The 18,213-nt window shown below is 40.3% G+C and carries 16 protein-coding genes; 11 read left to right on the top strand and 5 right to left on the bottom strand.

Annotation, left to right across the window (positions count from 1 at the left end; translation table 11 throughout):
* Nucleotides 1–126 precede the first annotated feature (126 nt).
* Together LBQ60_03860 and LBQ60_03855 are read right to left on the bottom strand one after the other, a co-directional pair.
* A complete protein-coding gene (locus LBQ60_03860) occupies nt 127–1,119 on the bottom strand; it encodes a FecR domain-containing protein (GenBank protein ID MDR2037038.1) in 993 nt (330 codons plus the stop codon).
* Between the two features lie 58 nt (nt 1,120–1,177).
* Nucleotides 1,178–1,762 carry an RNA polymerase sigma-70 factor gene (locus LBQ60_03855; GenBank protein MDR2037037.1) on the bottom strand — a complete coding sequence of 195 codons (585 nt, stop codon included), beginning with the start codon at nt 1,760–1,762 and terminating at the stop codon, nt 1,178–1,180.
* Nucleotides 1,763–1,877: 115 nt separating this feature from the next.
* Here LBQ60_03855 and prfB point away from each other — a divergent pair.
* The 5 genes from prfB to LBQ60_03830 all read left to right on the top strand — a co-directional run bounded on the left by prfB (nt 1,878) and on the right by LBQ60_03830 (nt 9,802).
* Nucleotides 1,878–2,988 (top strand): peptide chain release factor 2 gene (gene prfB / locus LBQ60_03850; protein ID MDR2037036.1). Its coding sequence is split into 2 segments (ribosomal slippage): nt 1,878–1,940 and nt 1,942–2,988, totalling 1,110 coding nucleotides; the frame shifts between segments, so codons are not numbered across the junction.
* Between the two features lie 4 nt (nt 2,989–2,992).
* Nucleotides 2,993–4,651, top strand: coding sequence for a DNA repair protein RecN (gene recN, locus LBQ60_03845; protein MDR2037035.1), 1,659 nt, complete (start codon nt 2,993–2,995; stop codon nt 4,649–4,651).
* Nucleotides 4,652–4,745: 94 nt separating this feature from the next.
* Nucleotides 4,746–6,602 carry an FAD-dependent oxidoreductase gene (locus tag LBQ60_03840; protein MDR2037034.1) on the top strand — a complete coding sequence of 619 codons (1,857 nt, stop codon included), beginning with the start codon at nt 4,746–4,748 and terminating at the stop codon, nt 6,600–6,602.
* Nucleotides 6,603–6,625: 23 nt separating this feature from the next.
* Nucleotides 6,626–8,602, top strand: coding sequence for a glycoside hydrolase family 97 protein (locus LBQ60_03835; GenBank protein MDR2037033.1), 1,977 nt, complete (start codon nt 6,626–6,628; stop codon nt 8,600–8,602).
* Nucleotides 8,603–8,743: 141 nt separating this feature from the next.
* Nucleotides 8,744–9,802, top strand: a complete 1,059-nt coding sequence (locus tag LBQ60_03830; protein MDR2037032.1) for a CNNM domain-containing protein — start codon at nt 8,744–8,746, stop codon at nt 9,800–9,802.
* Nucleotides 9,803–9,858: 56 nt separating this feature from the next.
* Here the strand turns inward: LBQ60_03830 and LBQ60_03825 are convergent, their stop codons facing one another.
* Nucleotides 9,859–10,845 (bottom strand): hypothetical protein, encoded by a 987-nt coding sequence (locus tag LBQ60_03825; protein MDR2037031.1) that lies wholly within the window; start codon nt 10,843–10,845, stop codon nt 9,859–9,861.
* 336 nt (nt 10,846–11,181) lie between these two features.
* Between LBQ60_03825 and LBQ60_03820 the strand changes: the two genes are divergently transcribed.
* Entirely contained in the window at nt 11,182–11,682 is a 501-nt protein-coding gene (locus LBQ60_03820; GenBank protein ID MDR2037030.1) for an RNA polymerase sigma factor, read from the top strand.
* 33 nt (nt 11,683–11,715) lie between these two features.
* Here the strand turns inward: LBQ60_03820 and LBQ60_03815 are convergent, their stop codons facing one another.
* Nucleotides 11,716–12,255: a DUF308 domain-containing protein gene (locus LBQ60_03815; protein MDR2037029.1), complete on the bottom strand. Its 540-nt coding sequence runs from the start codon at nt 12,253–12,255 to the stop codon at nt 11,716–11,718.
* Nucleotides 12,256–12,486: 231 nt separating this feature from the next.
* On the opposite strand from LBQ60_03815, the gene argG reads away from it, so the two are divergent.
* The 5 genes from argG (at nt 12,487) to LBQ60_03790 (ending at nt 17,354) form a co-directional block, all read left to right on the top strand.
* Entirely contained in the window at nt 12,487–13,680 is a 1,194-nt protein-coding gene (argG, locus tag LBQ60_03810) for an argininosuccinate synthase (GenBank protein ID MDR2037028.1), read from the top strand.
* An 81-nt stretch (nt 13,681–13,761) separates the two neighbouring features.
* On the top strand, nt 13,762–15,147 hold the full coding sequence (locus LBQ60_03805; GenBank protein ID MDR2037027.1) for a sulfatase: 1,386 nt from the start codon (nt 13,762–13,764) through the stop codon (nt 15,145–15,147).
* A gap of 5 nt (nt 15,148–15,152) precedes the next feature.
* Nucleotides 15,153–15,851, top strand: a complete 699-nt coding sequence (locus LBQ60_03800) for a hemerythrin domain-containing protein (protein ID MDR2037026.1) — start codon at nt 15,153–15,155, stop codon at nt 15,849–15,851.
* A 10-nt stretch (nt 15,852–15,861) separates the two neighbouring features.
* Nucleotides 15,862–16,434, top strand: coding sequence for a LuxR C-terminal-related transcriptional regulator (locus LBQ60_03795; GenBank protein MDR2037025.1), 573 nt, complete (start codon nt 15,862–15,864; stop codon nt 16,432–16,434).
* 11 nt (nt 16,435–16,445) lie between these two features.
* A complete protein-coding gene (locus LBQ60_03790; protein ID MDR2037024.1) occupies nt 16,446–17,354 on the top strand; it encodes an endonuclease/exonuclease/phosphatase family protein in 909 nt (302 codons plus the stop codon).
* Nucleotide 17,355: 1 nt separating this feature from the next.
* On the opposite strand, the gene LBQ60_03785 is transcribed toward LBQ60_03790, so the two are convergent.
* Nucleotides 17,356–18,108 (bottom strand): DUF4292 domain-containing protein, encoded by a 753-nt coding sequence (locus tag LBQ60_03785; protein ID MDR2037023.1) that lies wholly within the window; start codon nt 18,106–18,108, stop codon nt 17,356–17,358.
* Between the last annotated feature and the right edge of the window lie 105 nt (nt 18,109–18,213).

Below are 18,213 nucleotides of genomic sequence, written 5' to 3'. Positions count from 1 at the left end.
ATATACACCATTTCGATCCTTAACAATTTTTTCCTATCTTTGTTGATAAGGATTAACACTTTTAATAGTTAAACTTGCCTGACCGGAAAGTATTGCCGTACTTTCCGGTCTCTTATTCTAAAGGATTTATTTTTTTTCAATTCTCAATTCATTGTTTTCCTTGTCGTATATATAGGTAAAAGGGATATCGCTTTTTACCACATCCATAATCTCCGTAATACTTTCTTTCTGGCGGAATTTACCTGTACAATGATAGTTCAGGACAGAAGAATCATTGATGATGATTTTGGTATTGTAAAAATGACTCAGTCGTTCAGTCATTTCTGCAAAGGAAATATCATTGAAATAATGTATCCCATCTTTCCATGACGTATATTCACTGGTTTCTACTTTTTTGATTTCCAGTTTTTTTGAAAAATCATTATAAAACAATTGTTCTCCCGGGCTTAGTTGGTATATGTTGCCCGGGTTCTGCTGGTCGGTAACCTGCACTGATCCGCCAATCAATGTTGTCCCGAAAAATGGATTATTACTATATGCATATACATTAAAGGAAGTGCCTAATACTTTTATTTCATGCTGTAGCGTTTGTACTATGAACGACTTCTTTTTATCATGGACCACATCAAAAAGCCCTTCGCCATCCAGCATAACGACACGCTTTTCCTCATTGAATGTAGCAGGATAGGTAAATTTGGTCTGTGCATTTAACCAGACCTGCGAACCGTCGGATAAGGTCAGTTTTACCCTCTGTCCGGGAGGAACTTCAATCGTGTGGTATTGTACCTCGTTATTAGATGGAACAAAAAATTTTCCTACTCCGAATGCGATTAAAAATATGGCAGCAATTTTGATGAATTCACGCAACCGGATCTTTCCTTTTACCGGTGGTTTAGGATGCTTATTCTCTGGGTTGGGACGGCGCTTTTCAATCAGTTGATCAAAGTTCATGGCCATATCTTCCGGCTTTTGATGAAGTATATACATATCCCATACCTGGCGTTGTTCCAGATATTCCTTCCTGTTCTCTTCGCTTTCATCGATCCACTCCAACAATTCAACTTCTTCCTGTGGGGAAATGGTTCCGGAAAAATATTTTATAAAAGTATCCTGTTCCACAATATGATTTTACACGTTTAATAAAAACAAATAAGGAGCTCAGAACCCCAGTGAATATTTAAAAAAAAAAGAAAAAAAACAGTAAATAATCTTTCAGTTTGTTGCGCAATATCTTTAATGACCTGGTAATGTGGTACTCTACCCCTTTTATGGTTATTCCCAATTCTTCAGCAATTTCTTTATTACTCAAATCTTCCAGCCGGCTCATAGTCACTACTTTTTGGGCTTGTTCAGGAAGTGATGCGATCGTTTCCCGGATAATTTTTTCTACTTCGTCGCTAAACATATTCTCAGGATCACATACCTTTAATGAAGAAATCCGAAGGTCTAGTTCACGTACGGCATGTGAGGCATAAATATTTTCTACCATCATTTGTTTCTTTTGCCGGTTGATGTAATTGATCATATTGTTTTTCACTACGGTAAGCAACCAGGCTGGAATATTGCTGTCCATACGTAATGTCTTATGACGATCCCACAACAAAAGAAAGGCATCCTGAACAATATTTTCGGCTACAAAATGATCCCTGACATATGAATGGGCAAAACCTAACAAACGGGAATAGAACATCCGGAAAAGCACATCAAATGCCTCCCTGTCCCCTTCTATAATTCTGTTTCTTAGATTGTTATCAAGCATCATATGTGAAAAATATGATCAATACATGCATATTACAAAGCTAATAGTTTTATTCTGTATTTTGAGTGTGATTCGGGGATTTTTTTACCTTTGCCATTCAAAACAAAAACAAAAAACCATGATTACTATTGAACAGCTAAAAGAGTTGTTGGAGCGCGAGGATGCGCTGAGGAGGTATCTTTGACATCGAAAACAAAGAAATCCAAATAGAAGAAGAGGAAGAAAAAACCCAGGCCCCTGATTTCTGGACCGATGCTAAATCTGCAGAAGCACAGATGCGGAAAGTGAAGGATCTGAAAAAATGGATCGAAAGCTACCAGGAGATAAAAACGGCTTGTGAAGAATTGCAGCTGGCTTTTGATTTTTATAAGGAAGATGCCATCAGCGAGGAGGATGTAGACAAAGCATATCAACAGGCATTGGATATGTTCGAAGCTTTGGAATTGAGGAACATGCTTTCGCATGAAGAAGATAAACTGGGTGCTGTGATTAAAATTGTTGCCGGAGCAGGTGGTACCGAGGCCCAGGATTGGGCGGAAATGCTGTTGAGGATGTATAAACGATGGTGTGAACGGCAGGGGTTTAAATTGGAAGTGACCAATTTTCAGGCCGGAGATGAAGCCGGGATCAAGACCGTAACCATGCAGATCGAGGGTGAGATGGCTTATGGATTTCTGAAGAGTGAAAATGGAGTTCACCGGTTGGTGAGGGTATCACCGTTTAATGCACAGGGAAAACGTATGACTTCTTTTTCTTCGGTATTTGTCGTTCCGTTGGTAGATGACACTATTGAAATTGAAATAAACCCTGCCAATTTAAGTTGGGATACCTTCCGGTCGAGCGGAGCAGGTGGACAGAATGTGAACAAAGTGGAAACCGGTGTTCGTTTGCATTATAAGTACAAGGACGAAACAACCGGTAAAATGGAAGAAATCGTTATCGAAAATACGGAAAGTCGTTCACAGTTTGGAAATAAAGATAATGCTTTACGTTTGCTGAAATCCCAGTTATATGAAATAGAACTGGAAAAACGCCGTCAGGAAACAGCAAAGATTGAAGCCGGAAAGAAAAAGATTGAATGGGGCTCACAGATCAGAAGTTATGTATTTGATGACCGGAGAGTAAAAGACCATCGGACCAATCACCAGACATCGAATGTACAAGCCGTAATGGATGGCGATATTGATGATTTTATTAAGGCCTATTTAATGGAGTTTGGTAAAAGTTAAAAATATGTTTTCTCATCTATCCATCAGCAATTATGTTTTGATCCAGCATCTGGAAATTGATTTCCATCATGGCCTGTCTATCATTACCGGTGAAACGGGGGCCGGAAAATCTATTCTGCTCGGTGCCCTTGGCTTGCTTACAGGACAACGTGCCGATACCAGCACCTTACTGGATACCACCAGGAAATGCATTGTTGAAGGAAAATTCAATATCCGTGAAACCCAGTGGAAAAATTGGTTTGAAAAACATGACCTGGATTATGATCCGGAAACAGTGATAAGGCGGGAAATTACGTCAGACGGAAAATCCCGTGCATTTGTCAATGATTCTCCGGTAAATTTATCCATCTTAAAGGAGTTGGGGGCTGAGTTGATCGATATCCATTCCCAACACCAGAACATTTATCTCGAATCAGCTAATTTCCAGTTACAAATACTGGATACTTATGCGCAGCAGTTAGACACTTTGTATGAATACAACCGTGTGTTTTCACACTATAAAAAGTTACTTTCCGAACTGGATCAGCTGAGGAATGCAGCGAAACAGTCTAAATCGGAACTGGATTATCATCGCTTTCGTTTTGAAGAACTGTATGCGGCTAAACTTCAGGACGGGGAGCAAGAAACTTTGGAGGAAGAACTGAAAATACTCACCCATGCCGAAGAAATAAAATCGGGATTATCGCAGGTAGCTGCTCTTTTAGAAGCCGATGAGATATCTGTAACACAGTTATTAAAGTCGGCGACATCCACTTTGACCCGTCTGCAAAGTGTCTGTTCCCCTGCAGTAAATTTTCTTCAACGAATCGAATCTTCGTTGATCGAATTAAAAGATATCGCTATTGAAACAGAACGAATTGCAGAAGCAACAGAACATGACCCTGCCCGGCTCGAGGAGGTGAACGCCCGGTTGGACTTGTTGTATGCACTTCAACAAAAACACAAGGTAACCTCTGTAAAAGAATTGATCGCTATCAGGGAAGAACTTGATACAAAGATACAGGTAATCAATCATTCTGACATCCAGATAGAAGAGATTGAAAAACAAATCAACCGATATGAGGAGCAGCTCACGTTATTGGCCGGGAGTGTATCCGAAAAACGCCGGAAATCAATTCCTGCGATAGAAGAACATATACACACTTTATTGATTCAGTTGGGGATCCCAAATGCTCTATTTAAAGTTGAACTGCTTCCATCTGAGCAGTTTACTCCTTCAGGGACGGATATCATCAGGTTTCTGTTTTCAGCCAATAAACAGCAGAATCTGCAGGAATTAGGGAAGGTGGCTTCCGGAGGGGAAGTATCCCGGCTCATGTTAAGCATCAAAGCTGCCATTGCTGAAAAAATACTTCTCCCGACACTTATATTTGATGAGATCGATAGTGGCGTATCCGGAAAAATCGCAGAGAAAATGGGCAATATTCTCGAACAAATGTCCCAATATGCGCAAATCATTAATATAACACATCTTCCACAGGTTGCCGCAAAGGGAAGCCACCATTACAAAGTTTTCAAGGAAGATCAGGGTTCCGTTACCCAAACCAAAGTACAAGAGTTATCATTTGAGGAACGGGTGACAGAAATTGCAAAAATGCTTAGTGGTGAAAAAGTCACGGAAGCAGCTATTGAAAATGCAAAACATTTATTGGGCGCATTGTAAAACAGCCAATATACATTATCTTTGTGAAAATTCAATTATTTTATCTGTTGATCGGATAGAGTAAGTTTGGATAAGAATTGATAAAATCTATTTTATGAGACAAATTTTCTTATATTTTTTCATTTTTATCTCACTGACCGGTTTTGCTCAGGGGAATTATGATATTGTGATCGTGGGGGGTACTCCGGGCGGAATTATGACGGCGATCAGTGCTGCCAGGGAAGGAAAAACATCTGTTATTCTCGAGCGGACCCAACATATAGGCGGATTGCCTGCCAATGGCCTTGGTGCAACAGATATTGCGACAAAGAAAGCAACAACAGGATTGTTTAAAGAGTTCGTTGACCGTAATCTGGACCATTACAAGAAAACATACGGAGAAGATTCCGAGCAGGTAAAAATATGCAGTAACGGTTACCACTTTGAACCGTCAATAGCCGAGCAGGTGTTTACCCAGATGATAGCTGAGCAAGTAAACAAGATCACCGTTTTAAAAATGCGCCAATTTGATGCCGAACCCCGTAATGTGACTATTCATAATGATGTGATCACATCTGTAAGTATATTCAATAGGGAAACCAAACAAATGGAAACCTATACGGGGAAAGTATTTGTGGATGCCACTTATGAAGGCGATCTGGGAGCAGCCGCCAAAGTTCCGTTCCGTTTAGGCCGGGAAGGAAAAGATGAATTCAATGAGCCGGGTGCCGGGCAGGTTTATAAATACTGGGGAGGAAAGGAACAAGACTGTAGTACTTTCCAGGGTGATAATGCGGTACAGGCCTATAATTACCGCCTGTGTCTGACCAACAAACCCGACAATCGCGTTCCGGTCAGGAAGCCGGAAAACTATAACCGCGAAGAGTATGTTTCCTTGATTGAAGATGTCTGGACCGGAAATAATACAGGAGTGGAAATGCTCAAGGTAACTCCTGAAATGATGGAAGAGAACAGGAAGCACATAGAAAAGGGCAATCCTACAAAAATACCCGGAGATCGTTGGGGTATTGCAAAAATTACCAATATGGTGGCCTTGCCGAATGCTAAAACTGATGCGAACAACCAACATATGGCTTTTATTTCTACGGACTTACCCGAAGAAAACTGGCCATGGCCTACTTCAGGATGGGATTGGCGCGACCAGTATGCCGAACGTTTAAAGAACTATACCCTTGGATTGATCTGGTTTGCACAAAATGATCCTTCATTACCCAAACATTTCAGGAAAGCCTGTCTTGAATGGGGATTTGCAAAGGATGAATATACGGATAATGAAAATTTTCCCCGTCAGGTTTATGTGCGTGAAGGACGGCGTTTTGAAGGTGAGTATTTCTTTACCGCAAACGATGCTATACCTGTAGCTCCCGGAAAACGTCCCCCGCTTCATAAGAATAGTATTACAGCGAGTCATTATGCCCTTGACTCTCATGCTGTACGTAAACGTGAGCCTGGGAAAATACATTTAGATGGATTTCTTAGCTACCCTTCAGCAGTTTATACTGTTCCTTTGGGAGTAATTATACCCAAAGACGTAGACAATCTCCTGATCCCTGTACCGGTTTCAGGCAGCCATATCGGCTTTTCAACGCTCCGGATGGAACCTTGCTGGATGGCTTTAGGACAGGCTGCAGGAATTGCCGCATCGATCAGTATCGAAGAAGGCACCAAGATGAAGAACATCAGCATGGATCAATTACAGGATAAGCTGATCAGGCAAAAAGCAACATTGATCTATTACCGTGATATTACAGTAGACAGTCCTGATTTTGAAATGGTACAATTCATGGGCTTGCGCGGTTACCTGCCGGATTGGAATGCTAATCTGGAAAGTACGATAGATGCTGAAACGGTCGCTTTATGGAAGTCATTGAGTGGAAAAACCGTTGAAGGAGACAGGAGGAAGAAAGAAATATTAAAAGAACTTTATACTTCATTCAATCATAAAAACTAATCGTGATGAAAATAAAAACAACTATGTTATTTTGTTTCTGTGTGATATCAACCATGGCGTATACGCAAAAACAAATACTGAAATCCCCGGATGAAAAGATCGTCATTACGGTTGATCTTGATCGGCAAATCAGTTACTCTGTAATGCATGAACAAACCGAAGTAATCGCTCCTTCTCCTATTTCAATGACTTTACAAAATGGGAAAACCTGGGGTGTTCAACCAAAACTCCGGAAAAAGAAAACACAAAGCGTTCATCAGAAGATAGCGACACCGCTTTACAGGAAGAGTGAAATAAATGAAGCATACAATGAACTGATTCTCACCTTTTCGGATAATTACGGCCTGGTATTTCGGGCCTATAACCAGGGGGTAGCTTATCGTTTTGTGACAACGGAGAAAAAAGAGATTTTTGTCGAAAATGAACAGGTTGACCTTAATTTCAGCCGGGATCATCAGGCAATTGTTCCCTATGTGAAAGGTTCGCAAAATAAGACCATAGAGCAGCAATTCTTCAATTCTTTTGAAAATACTTATACACATGCATCCTTAAGTAAGTTAAGTAATAAACAATTAATGTTTTTACCTGTTGTCGTTGAACTGAATGATGGGAAAAAGCTTTGTTTTACAGAGGCAGACCTGGAAAATTATCCCGGTCTTTATCTGCTCAATAAAAAGGAAGGCCCGTCTTTACAAGGTGTTTTTGCTGCCTATCCTAAAAAGACAACTCAGGGAGGGCATAATATGTTGCAACAACTGGTGGACGAGCGTGAAAATTATATAGCCAGATCGACAGGTGGACGTAACTTCCCGTGGCGTGTTCTGGCCGTTTCCGTTCAGGATAAGGAATTACTGGATAATGATCTGGTATATTCATTGGCATCACCTTCCCGCGGGGATGATTTTTCCTGGGTAAAACCCGGGAAGGTAGCCTGGGACTGGTGGAATGACTGGAACCTTTACGGCGTTGATTTCAGGGCAGGGATCAATAACGAAACCTATAAATATTATATTGATTTTGCATCTAAACATGGTATTGAATATGTTATTTTGGACGAGGGATGGGCTGTAAATAAGCAAGCCGATTTACTAAAAGTGATCCCTGAAATTGATGTAAAAATGCTGATCGATTACGGCCGGCAAAAAAATGTAGGGATTATTCTTTGGGCAGGCTATTGGGCTGTTGACAGGGATATGGAAAATGTGTGCCGTCATTATTCGGAAATGGGCGTCAAAGGATTTAAGGTTGATTTCATGGACCGTGACGATCAGTATATGGTTGACTTTTTTTACAAATGTGCGGCTACGGCAGCCAAATATAAGCTTATGGTCGACTTCCATGGAGCCTATAAGCCTACCGGGCTAAACAGGACCTATCCTAATGTGATCAATTTTGAAGGTGTATTCGGATTGGAACAACTTAAATGGTCAGGTACCGATGTCGATATGGTTACTTACGACGTCACTATGCCGTTCATTCGTATGCTGGCCGGCCCCATTGATTATACACAAGGCGCTATGCGCAATGCCATCCGGAGGAACTACCGTCCGGTGAACAGCGAAGCCATGAGCCAGGGCACCCGTTGCCGCCAGTTAGCAGAATATATCGTTTTCGAATCACCCCTTAACATGCTTTGTGACAACCCGTCTAACTATGATCGGGAACAGGAATGCACTAAATTCATTGCTGAAGTACCTACCGTGTGGGACAAAACCGTTTCTATTGATGGAAAGATAGGCGAGTTTATCACTATTGCCCGCGAAAAAGACGGAACCTGGTATGTAGGGGGACTTACCGACTGGAATGAAAGAAATGTTACGGTTGATTTGTCTTTTATCGGAGATGGGAATTATCAGGTAGAATTGTTCAGGGACGGGATCAATGCCGACCGTGCCGCACGTGACTTTAAACACGAGGTTTTTAATTTGCCGGCCAGCAAAAAAATGGACATAAACATGAAACCGGGTGGTGGCTTTGTTTGTAAAATCATAAGAAAATAGGCTGGTTCAGACATTTGTAAGATATTGAAGTCTTTATTGCCAACGGATAGATATATCTCATTAATTGTTCGTAATAATATGAATAAAGGGTGAATTGAAACAAGTAATGTATATTTGCCTGACCACATAAATTGACGATTCATGGGACTTCTTTTTTTATACCTTATATTGGCTTTAGCAGTGTCCTTTCTTTGCTCCATTGCTGAAGCAGTTCTTCTTTCCGTATCATTATCTTATGTGAAGACCCTGGACGAATCCAAATCGAGTGTCAAACGGTTAAAGCGATTCAAGGAAGATGTTGACAGGCCATTGTCTTCCATATTGTCACTCAATACAATAGCGCATACTGTAGGAGCTGCGGGAGTGGGTGCACAGGCCACGGCTCTGTTCGGTGAAAAATATTTTGGTGTCGTTTCCGCAATCCTTACTATTTTGATATTGCTTCTTTCCGAAATTCTTCCTAAAAGCATTGGAGCCCGGTATTGGCGGAATCTTGCTTTGCCTGTGGCGCAGGTTTTAAATGTAATGATCTATATCATGTATCCGGTGGTCTGGATATCAAAAGGGATTACCAAGATCATTTCGGGGGGAAAGAATCAGGAGAAGGTGAGCCGTGAAGAGATAGCCGCGCTTACTGAGATCGGTTTTGAAGAAGGTATTTTTGCAGAAACGGAGAGTCAGACGATCAAAAATCTGATACGTTCCCGTTCTGTTAAAGCCAATGAGATCATGACACCCCGTACAGTGGTGGTTGCTGTTGAAGGTAATACAAAACTTTCTGACTTTTTTTCCGATACCGATGTGATTCGACATTCAAGATTTCCTGTGTTCAATAAATCAATGGATAATGTTACCGGATATGTGTTAAAATATGATGTTACCGATCATTTGAATAAGGGGAAGGGTAATCTGTCGGTAAATGATATAAAACGTCCTGTAGTCATTTGTTACGAAAAGATCACTGTCCCGAAATTATTCGATATCATGCTTGAGAAAAAAGAGCAGATAGCTGTTCTTGTCGATGAGTATGGCGGACTGGATGGAATTGTTACCCTGGAGGATATTATTGAGACTATTTTTGGCTTTGAAATCGTGGATGAACTCGACAGCCAGGCGGATATGCAGGAACTGGCCAAAGAAAAATGGCGTACACGTGCTGAAAATATGAATATTAAATTAACTGATCAGAATGAATCATAACCATAACTTTAGCCAAGGATATCAGAAAAAACCGGATGCATACATCATATTCTCCTTTATGCTTCTGTTTTATCCAATAATTGACTGATAATTTCCCGTTGCTTATAAAAAAATGCGATCCTTTGTTTTTCATTGCTGAGGGTGATCATGGTGGAAGTCCTCAACAAGGATTGAATCCAATTTTTCGTTTTGAAAAAGATTCTTTCGTCGACAGAGGAGGATGTATTATTGAAGAAAGATGAAAAAAGACTAATTTTAGCATAACTAACATCCAGATAGCTATGAAATGTGTTCAGGTTTATATCAGAGATGAATAAATAAACTTTATTTCCCGTCTTGTAACATCCTGTCCGGCAAAGATCTTCTACAAAACCCAATAATTGCAATAAGTCATTAGCAATCAGATTTATATCTTCTTTTTTAATCAATCCGATATCGAAAAAATACCGGATATCATTGACCAGGTACTTAAAAATCCATGGATCCCATAAATAATAAGAGATGGAAAAATATTCCATATAAATAGTGTACTTCTGAAAGACGTCATTAAGCCTCTCCGGAACAGTTAATTCATGAAATTTTTTTTGTTGTGGGATATGATATTGAAAGTTCCACTTAAACAAATAAAACCGGCTTAGGTAGGTATATTTCAAATAAAATGACAGAGGCAGGGTATTCGAAGATTCGCCCAATTCAGTATTGGGAATATCTTTGGCTGACCGGACAACTTCATTATATTCTTCCAACATGTTATAGTCCTTTTCTGTTGGATGGACATAATCTATCAATTTCAACTGGATAGGCCTACTCGTCTCGGATTCAATGCCGACCATATTATCCAATGATATATTCAGACTTTTTGAGATCAATGCTATCTCCGGAAATGAGAAAGGAACATCCCCGCGCAATCTCCTATAAACAAGATCCTTATCTATATTCAACAGTTCCGTTATCCTTTTTACAAGTACGGTTTTATTAGGGACCTTTTCCTTAACGGTCTTCAGGAAATTCTCATAAAGCGATTGTTCTTCCTTGACATTCATCCATTCATATATTTATTGTTTAGAAATAAAAGCAAAAATAAGATCAAATTCAGAAAAAAATGCAAATCCGGCATTTTATTACGTCTTTTTTTACAAAAAAAAATACTATTTGTTCTTTTTTTAGAATAAAAACATGAAACAAAATCTTGAAAAAGCCGATATTACTACATATTTCAATATATCTTACCATACATTTACACTGTTTAATTATAAACGGTTTGTGGTAAAATGAAAAAGTTAAGAAAACCTGAAATCAAAACCGGAGGTGAAGTGATTTTTTTACACTTTAGGCCTGTTTTAAATATTAATAAAAAATAGAAACTAAATAGAATAAACATGACAACATCGGAATTTAATCACCAATTATTGGAATTCGGGGACAGATTATCCCGCTTTGCCGTTCGCTTAACGGCTGATAAAGATAATGCAAAAGACCTGTTACAGGAAACATACCTGAAAGCACTTTCCTGTAAGGAGCAATTTGCCAATGAGACCAATCTGATGGCATGGACCTATACGATCATGAAAAATACATTTATCAATAGTTATCGTAAGGCATCCCAGCAAAAAGTAATTTTTGATAACACAAAAGATTTATTTTTTCTGAATCAGGATAGGGATTCATCCAATATTTCCCCTGAATCCGTATTTCAGGAAAAAGAGATCAACAGAGCTATAGAAGCACTGAGTAATGAGTATAAAGTTCCTTTCAGGCTATACACCCAGGGATATAAATACAAGGAAATTTCCGATATGTTGGGGTTAAAAATAGGGACGGTAAAAAGCCGGATCTTTTTTACCCGGAAAAAATTATCGGGAATGTTGGAAGATCGCTGATTCTATATTAAAAATCAGGCTATTGTGTCGAAATCAGGGAGTGATCTCATTTTTTTTATTTTCACTTCTCAGGTTCCAGATCACCCAGCCAATACCGAAGAATACAATCAGGACTCCTATCAGCCGGATAAGTGTGATTCCTACGGTAGCAGGAATGGCAAACAACACTATTGCCAGAAAAATAGAAATAAAGACTTCAAAGAGGTACATTCCGTAAGGGATGCCCGACTTACTCATTTTCCATATACCATATAGTTCGATAAAAGAGGAGATGAGTAGTTGGGCGGCCAGAATGTATACGATTACAGTCCAGGCGACACTGGCAACTGCAATTGGCACTATTACGGCCAACAAACCGATCACAATATTAAAAACGGCCCGTAAGGTAAAGGCACGCTTGAAATCAGCATCGTCCAGCATATTCCGGACAGAAACCAGATTGATTACTCCATTAAAAATGGCCATTAGCCCAAGACAAACTACAAAGGCTGAAACAAAACCCTCGGGTGTGAAAATCATGACTAATCCTAGTAGTACAAACAAACCTCCGATGATAATATATGCTACTTTCATGTGAACTTAATTTTATGACACAAATAACTTTGTTTCCGTGAATGAAAAGAATACCTTTTACTATATTCCACAAATATAGCAAAAAGTATAATTTGATATCATAGCATGCATCATTTTCAGGATCGGATTATTGTGTCTTTTTGAAAACAGTGCAAAAAAATAGCTATTTTTGAAGTCGTTTTCTCAGGTAAATCGAGAAATGACATAGTCCAAAAATTTAATTAAGAAAAAATGACAAAAGAAAAAGTGGTTTTGGCTTTTAGTGGCGGATTGGACACCTCTTATTGTGCCAAATATTTGAGTGATGAAAAAGGATTTGAGGTATATTCGGTAATTGTTAATACGGGAGGATTCAATGCTGCTGAACTTTCTGAAATCGAGCGTAAAGCATACAATCTGGGGGTACGCCATCATGAAACGATTGATGTGACACAGGAATATTACGATAAATGTATTAAATATATGATTTTCGGGAATATTCTGAAGAACAATACTTATCCCCTTTCTGTAAGTTCGGAACGTGCGTTCCAGGCCATAGCTATTGTTGAATATGCCAAGAAAATGGGAGTGGAAAGTATTGCACATGGTAGCACCGGTGCCGGCAATGACCAGGTACGTTTTGACCTGATATTTCAGATCATGATGCCCAACGTAAAGATCATCACTCCTATCCGTGATATGAAATTATCGAGGGAAGAGGAGATCGAATATTTAAAGAGCAAGGGTGTAGAGGATAATTGGGAAAAGAAAACCTATTCCATCAATAAAGGCCTGTGGGGAACCAGTGTCGGTGGAAGGGAAACTCTTTCTTCTGAAACATGGTTACCTAATGACGCATATCCCAGCCAGTTAAAAAAAGACGGGCAGGAATTTTTGGAAATTGGCTTTTTGAAAGGTGAACCGGAAAGTGTCAACGGGGAAAAAATGACACCTGTCGACGCCATTCGTAAAATCGAAGAGATTGCATCAGGATATGCCATCGGACGTGATACACATGTAGGTGATACCATTATCGGGATAAAAGGACGTGTCGGCTTTGAAGCTGCCGCACCGCTCATTCTGATTAAATCGCATCATCTTCTCGAAAAACATGTTCTCACAAAATGGCAACAATATTGGAAAGAACAACTGGCTAACTGGTATGGGCTGCTATTGCACGAAGGACAATATCTGGAACCTGTCATGCGTAACATTGAAAAATTTATGGATGACAGTCAAAAATATGTAAGCGGGAATGTAAAATTATTGCTTCAGCCTTATCGTTTTGAAACATTAGGTATTTCTTCGGAACATGACCTGATGAATGCTACCTTTGCTAAATATGGTGAAGAAAATACCGCCTTTACCGGTGATGATGTCATAGGATTCACTAAAATCCTGTCCAACCAGATGAAAATTTACGGATCTGTAAATAATGAATGGTAATTGACTGTACACATATCAAGATAAACTGTTTTCTTATTTCTTAGGGATATGAAAAAAGTTCAGCCTGCCAAAGCGATGTTCATGATTTGTGCCGGATTGTCTACTATCCCTGTACAATCGAAAGAGCCGGTTAATTTTGTGGTGATCCACCTGGATGATATGGGTTATGGAGATCTCACCGTAACAGGAGCCAGTGGTTATTACACTCCTCATATCGACCGGTTATGTGCCGAAGGAATGAGGTTTACCAATTTCTATAGCGCACAGGCAGTGAGCAGTGCGTCCCGCGCAGGTCTTCTGACCGGGTGCTATCCGAACCGGATCGGGTTTGCAGGAGCTTTGAATCCTTCTGATAAAAAAGGGATCCATCCGGATGAAGAGACCATTGCAGAAGTGCTGAAAAAAAAGGATTATGTGTGTAGTGCCATTGGAAAATGGCATTTAGGGCACCTTCCCGAATTCCTGCCGTTAAGACATGGATTTGATGAGTATTTCGGATTGCCTTACTCCAACGACATGTGGCCCTATCATCCTACGGCGAAATTCCCGGAATTGCCTTTGATAGAAGGCGAAAAGGTGATTAATCCTAATGTGATGCCTGCTGATCAGGAACAATTGACCACCCAATATACCGAACGGGCAGTCCGGTTTATTAAAGTCAATAAAAAAAGGCCTTTTTTTATTTATCTGGCCCATTCCATGCCCCATGTGCCGCTTTACGTATCCGATAAATTCAAAGGTAAGAGCGAACAAGGCTTGTATGGTGACGTTATGATGGAGATAGACTGGAGTGTCGGAGAAATACTTAAAACACTTAAAGAAAACGGACTTGATAAAAAGACCCTGGTCATTTTTACTTCCGATAACGGACCCTGGATCAATTACGGTAATCATGCAGGATCAACAGGTGGATTGCGCGAAGGGAAAGGAACCACTTTCGAAGGGGGACAACGGGTTCCCTGCATCATGCGTTGGCCGGGAAAAATACCTGCCGGAACCATCAATAACCAGTTGGCATCATCCATAGACCTGTTGCCGACACTTGCTGATATTAGCGAGTCTCCTTTGCCCGCAAATAAGATTGATGGTGTCAGCATCAGAAGCCTCATGGAAGGAAATTTCCATGCAAAGCCACGAAAATATTTTTTGTTTTATTACCGGAAGAATAATCTGGAAGCGGTACGTAACGATCAGTTCAAGTTGTTACTGCCCCATACAGGACGTACTTATGAAGGATTTTTGCCTGGCGATGACGGGAAACCCGGAAAAGCCATTGAAAACCATCCCGTCGATATGGCTCTGTATAACATGCGGCGTGATCCGGGAGAACGTTATGATGTACAGGCACAATATCCGGAAGTTGTTGCCGAATTGATGAAAATAGTAGAAGAGGCTCGTATGGATTTAGGGGATGACCTTACCGGAAATCCCGGAAAAAACAGGAGACCGATCGGTACTGTAAAATAAATTCTATGTATAAGATTGAACTAATTATCGGACCCGATACCAAGCTGGCAGAATTGATCCTCGAATATCCAGGTTTGATTGATGCACTGGCTCACCTGAATATCAAATTGGGTTTTGGCGACCGTTCTGTTAAAGAAGTGGCGGAATATTACCGGATCAATCTCGAGGCCTTTATGGTGATCATATATACCTATTGTAATCATTTGGATCCTGGAAAAACCATCAAAAAAGAGGCTTTAGCAGATCTTCTCGTTTTCCTGAAAAACTCACATGACGGATTCAAGCGGGACCAGATTCCGGAACTGAAAAACCTGATTGCTTCTTTCGCCGAGGAAATTCCTTCTGAACATGGGAAAATACTGGTCTCATTTTTTGATGGGTATATTCACGAGGTATATGAGCATTTTGAATATGAAGACGAAACCGTATTTCCATATATTAATGCCATTCTGAATGACCAGCAAACCAATGGCTTTGTGATCCACGATTTCGAAAGGAACCATACGGATATAGAGCAAAAATTATATGAATTGAAAAATATCCTGATCAAGTATATTCCGGAAGAAGCATCGGAATACCATATAAAGATTATCCGGAATTTATTCGATTTTGAAAAGCAACTTTATTATCACACAAATCTGGAAGACAGGGTTTTGGCCCCATCTGTAAAGAAAATGGAAAGAAAAGAACGGCGTGGAAAATAATCCGAAACCTATGTTCAAACTTATTGCCATTGTTGACAAATCGCACATTATCAGGGAAGGAATTGCTTCTTTGTTGCGTGAGCGTGATATATGCCAACGCATTGCCAGCTTAGAGAATATGAATGATTGGAAAATGGCATTTAAGGATTCCGCACCGGACCTGGTCATTATTAATCCTGATCTTTGGAACAAAAATGAAGTAAAAAGACATAAAACCGGCAATATGATTACTGTCGGAATGGTATATCAATATTGTGACAGGGACGCCATCGCACATTTTGATGATGTTATTTATATTACTGATACGGAGGATGTTATAGTCAATAAATTTCGTAACCTTCAACAACATCATGAAAAGGGGACTAAAGATGAAAATTTAACGGCACGTGAAAAAGACGTCCTGATTTTATTGTTACAGGGACTTTCCAATAAAGAAGTTGCCGAAAGGCTTGTTATCAGCACACATACGGTGATTGCCCATCGCAAAAATATAATTGACAAAACCGGAATCCGTTCCTTGTCAGGACTGGCCGTATATGCATTATTGAATAATATCGCAGGAATGGATCAGATCACCCATTAAAAGAAAAGATAATGAAGCATATTTTATTGGTATTATTAACCATCACCTGCCTGGCAGGTTGTCGTGAAGAAAAACCACCAAAGAATCTTCGTATCATGAGTTTCAACATCTGGGTAGGAGGTGGTCGATCCGTTGCGGCCACTGCTGATGTAATCATTAAAAGCCGTGCCCAGATCATCGGAATACAGGAGGCGACCCGTAGAGGAAAAAATATTGCCGTGCAGATTGCAGATAGCCTGGGATGGTATGCTTACGCAAACGGTAACAGTACCACCATTATCAGCCCTTTTGCCATTGTTGATACATCATCATCGGGAAAAGGAGTGAAGTTGAGACTCAATGATAAACGTTTTGTCTGGATGTTTAATGTCCACCTTCAGTATTGTCCCTATGAACCTTATCAGCTGAACGGCATCGAATATTGCGGCGCTCCATTGTTGGATTCGGCCGGAGAAGCAGTGGAATCCGCATGGAAAAGTCGCGGTGAAACAGTTTCTGCTGTTATTGCCGATATCAAGGAAGCGCAAAAAGAAGGTTTCCCGATATTCCTGACAGGTGACTTTAACGAACCTTCCTATCTCGACTGGACATCACGTGCAGTAGATGCAGGATTATGTAAAATGCCCGTCGAATGGCCGGCAACCAAAGCCTTCAGTGAACAGGCAGGAATGATCGATTCTTACCGGGCCGTATATCCGGATGAAACCCTTAAGCCGGGGCATTCCTGGACAACTTTGCCATCGGAACGGGAGGTATTGGACCGGATCGATTTTGTTTTCTATTGGGGAGATAATGTAAAACCTGTCAGTTCATGTTTGATCGGAGAACCCGGATCCCTGAGTGATATCGGATTTAGCGGCTATCCTTCGGACCATCGTGCCGTATTAAGTTCTTTTCAGCGAAAAATGATCAATCCGTGAGTTATCGGAGCAATACTACTTTATAGCTATTGGGGATCCTAAAATTGATCAGTTGCGGTTGATCGAACAAAACACTCTGGAAAGTACTGCTTATTTTGAAAGGCTTTTGTGTTTCCGGGGCTGAAATTTCCAGGACCGAAGGTAGGAAAAAAGAATCATAGGTCCGGTATTCACTGTATTTTGCAGTAAATCCGGAAGAAGATGCAGAACGGTTGCGGGTAGTGATCTGTTCCACCACATGATTGTCTTCATTCAGCTTGATTTCAAGATGGTTGTTGTGTTGTCCGCGCAGGACGATCTTATGGTTTGTTCCGGCAGTAACTTTAAACCCGATGTTTTCATACATTTTTTCGCACCGGTCACCTGTAAATAACATATAAATGATTTCGGGGGTAACAGGATAACCGGCCATCCGGCTCAGGTATTGATTGCTCCCTTTGTAGCAGGTACGCTCCAGAATACTAATTACAGCGAACGAATCCTTATATACTACCCCGCGAAAAATTTCCACCAGCTTTTCTCCACGAAAGTAGCAGACACTGTCCGGAAGGATATAGATCCTGCCCGATACCTGATAGGATTTATTGCCATCCGTAATATTCCATTTGCATCTGGCTGTAATACTCTCCATAGAATAACAGGAAGAACCTGTTATTTCTTCATGTCCTGTTGATATAACCGGCTTTTTTGAACGGCATGCGGATACCACAGCGACTAACAAACACACCCATAAAATTTTATCTTTACATCTCATCCGTCATATTTTCCGAAAGATACAGTATCTGATGTTAATATTCAAATATCAAGCCATATGGGATATTCCCGGATACCCATCCAGATATTCTAAACGACAATAGCA

The sequence above is a fragment of the Bacteroidales bacterium genome, assembly GCA_031275285.1.
Taxonomy (GTDB): Bacteria; Bacteroidota; Bacteroidia; order Bacteroidales; family UBA4181; genus JAIRLS01.
Note: the sequence above shows the minus strand (reverse complement) of the source record. Positions and strands in the feature narration are given on the sequence as shown.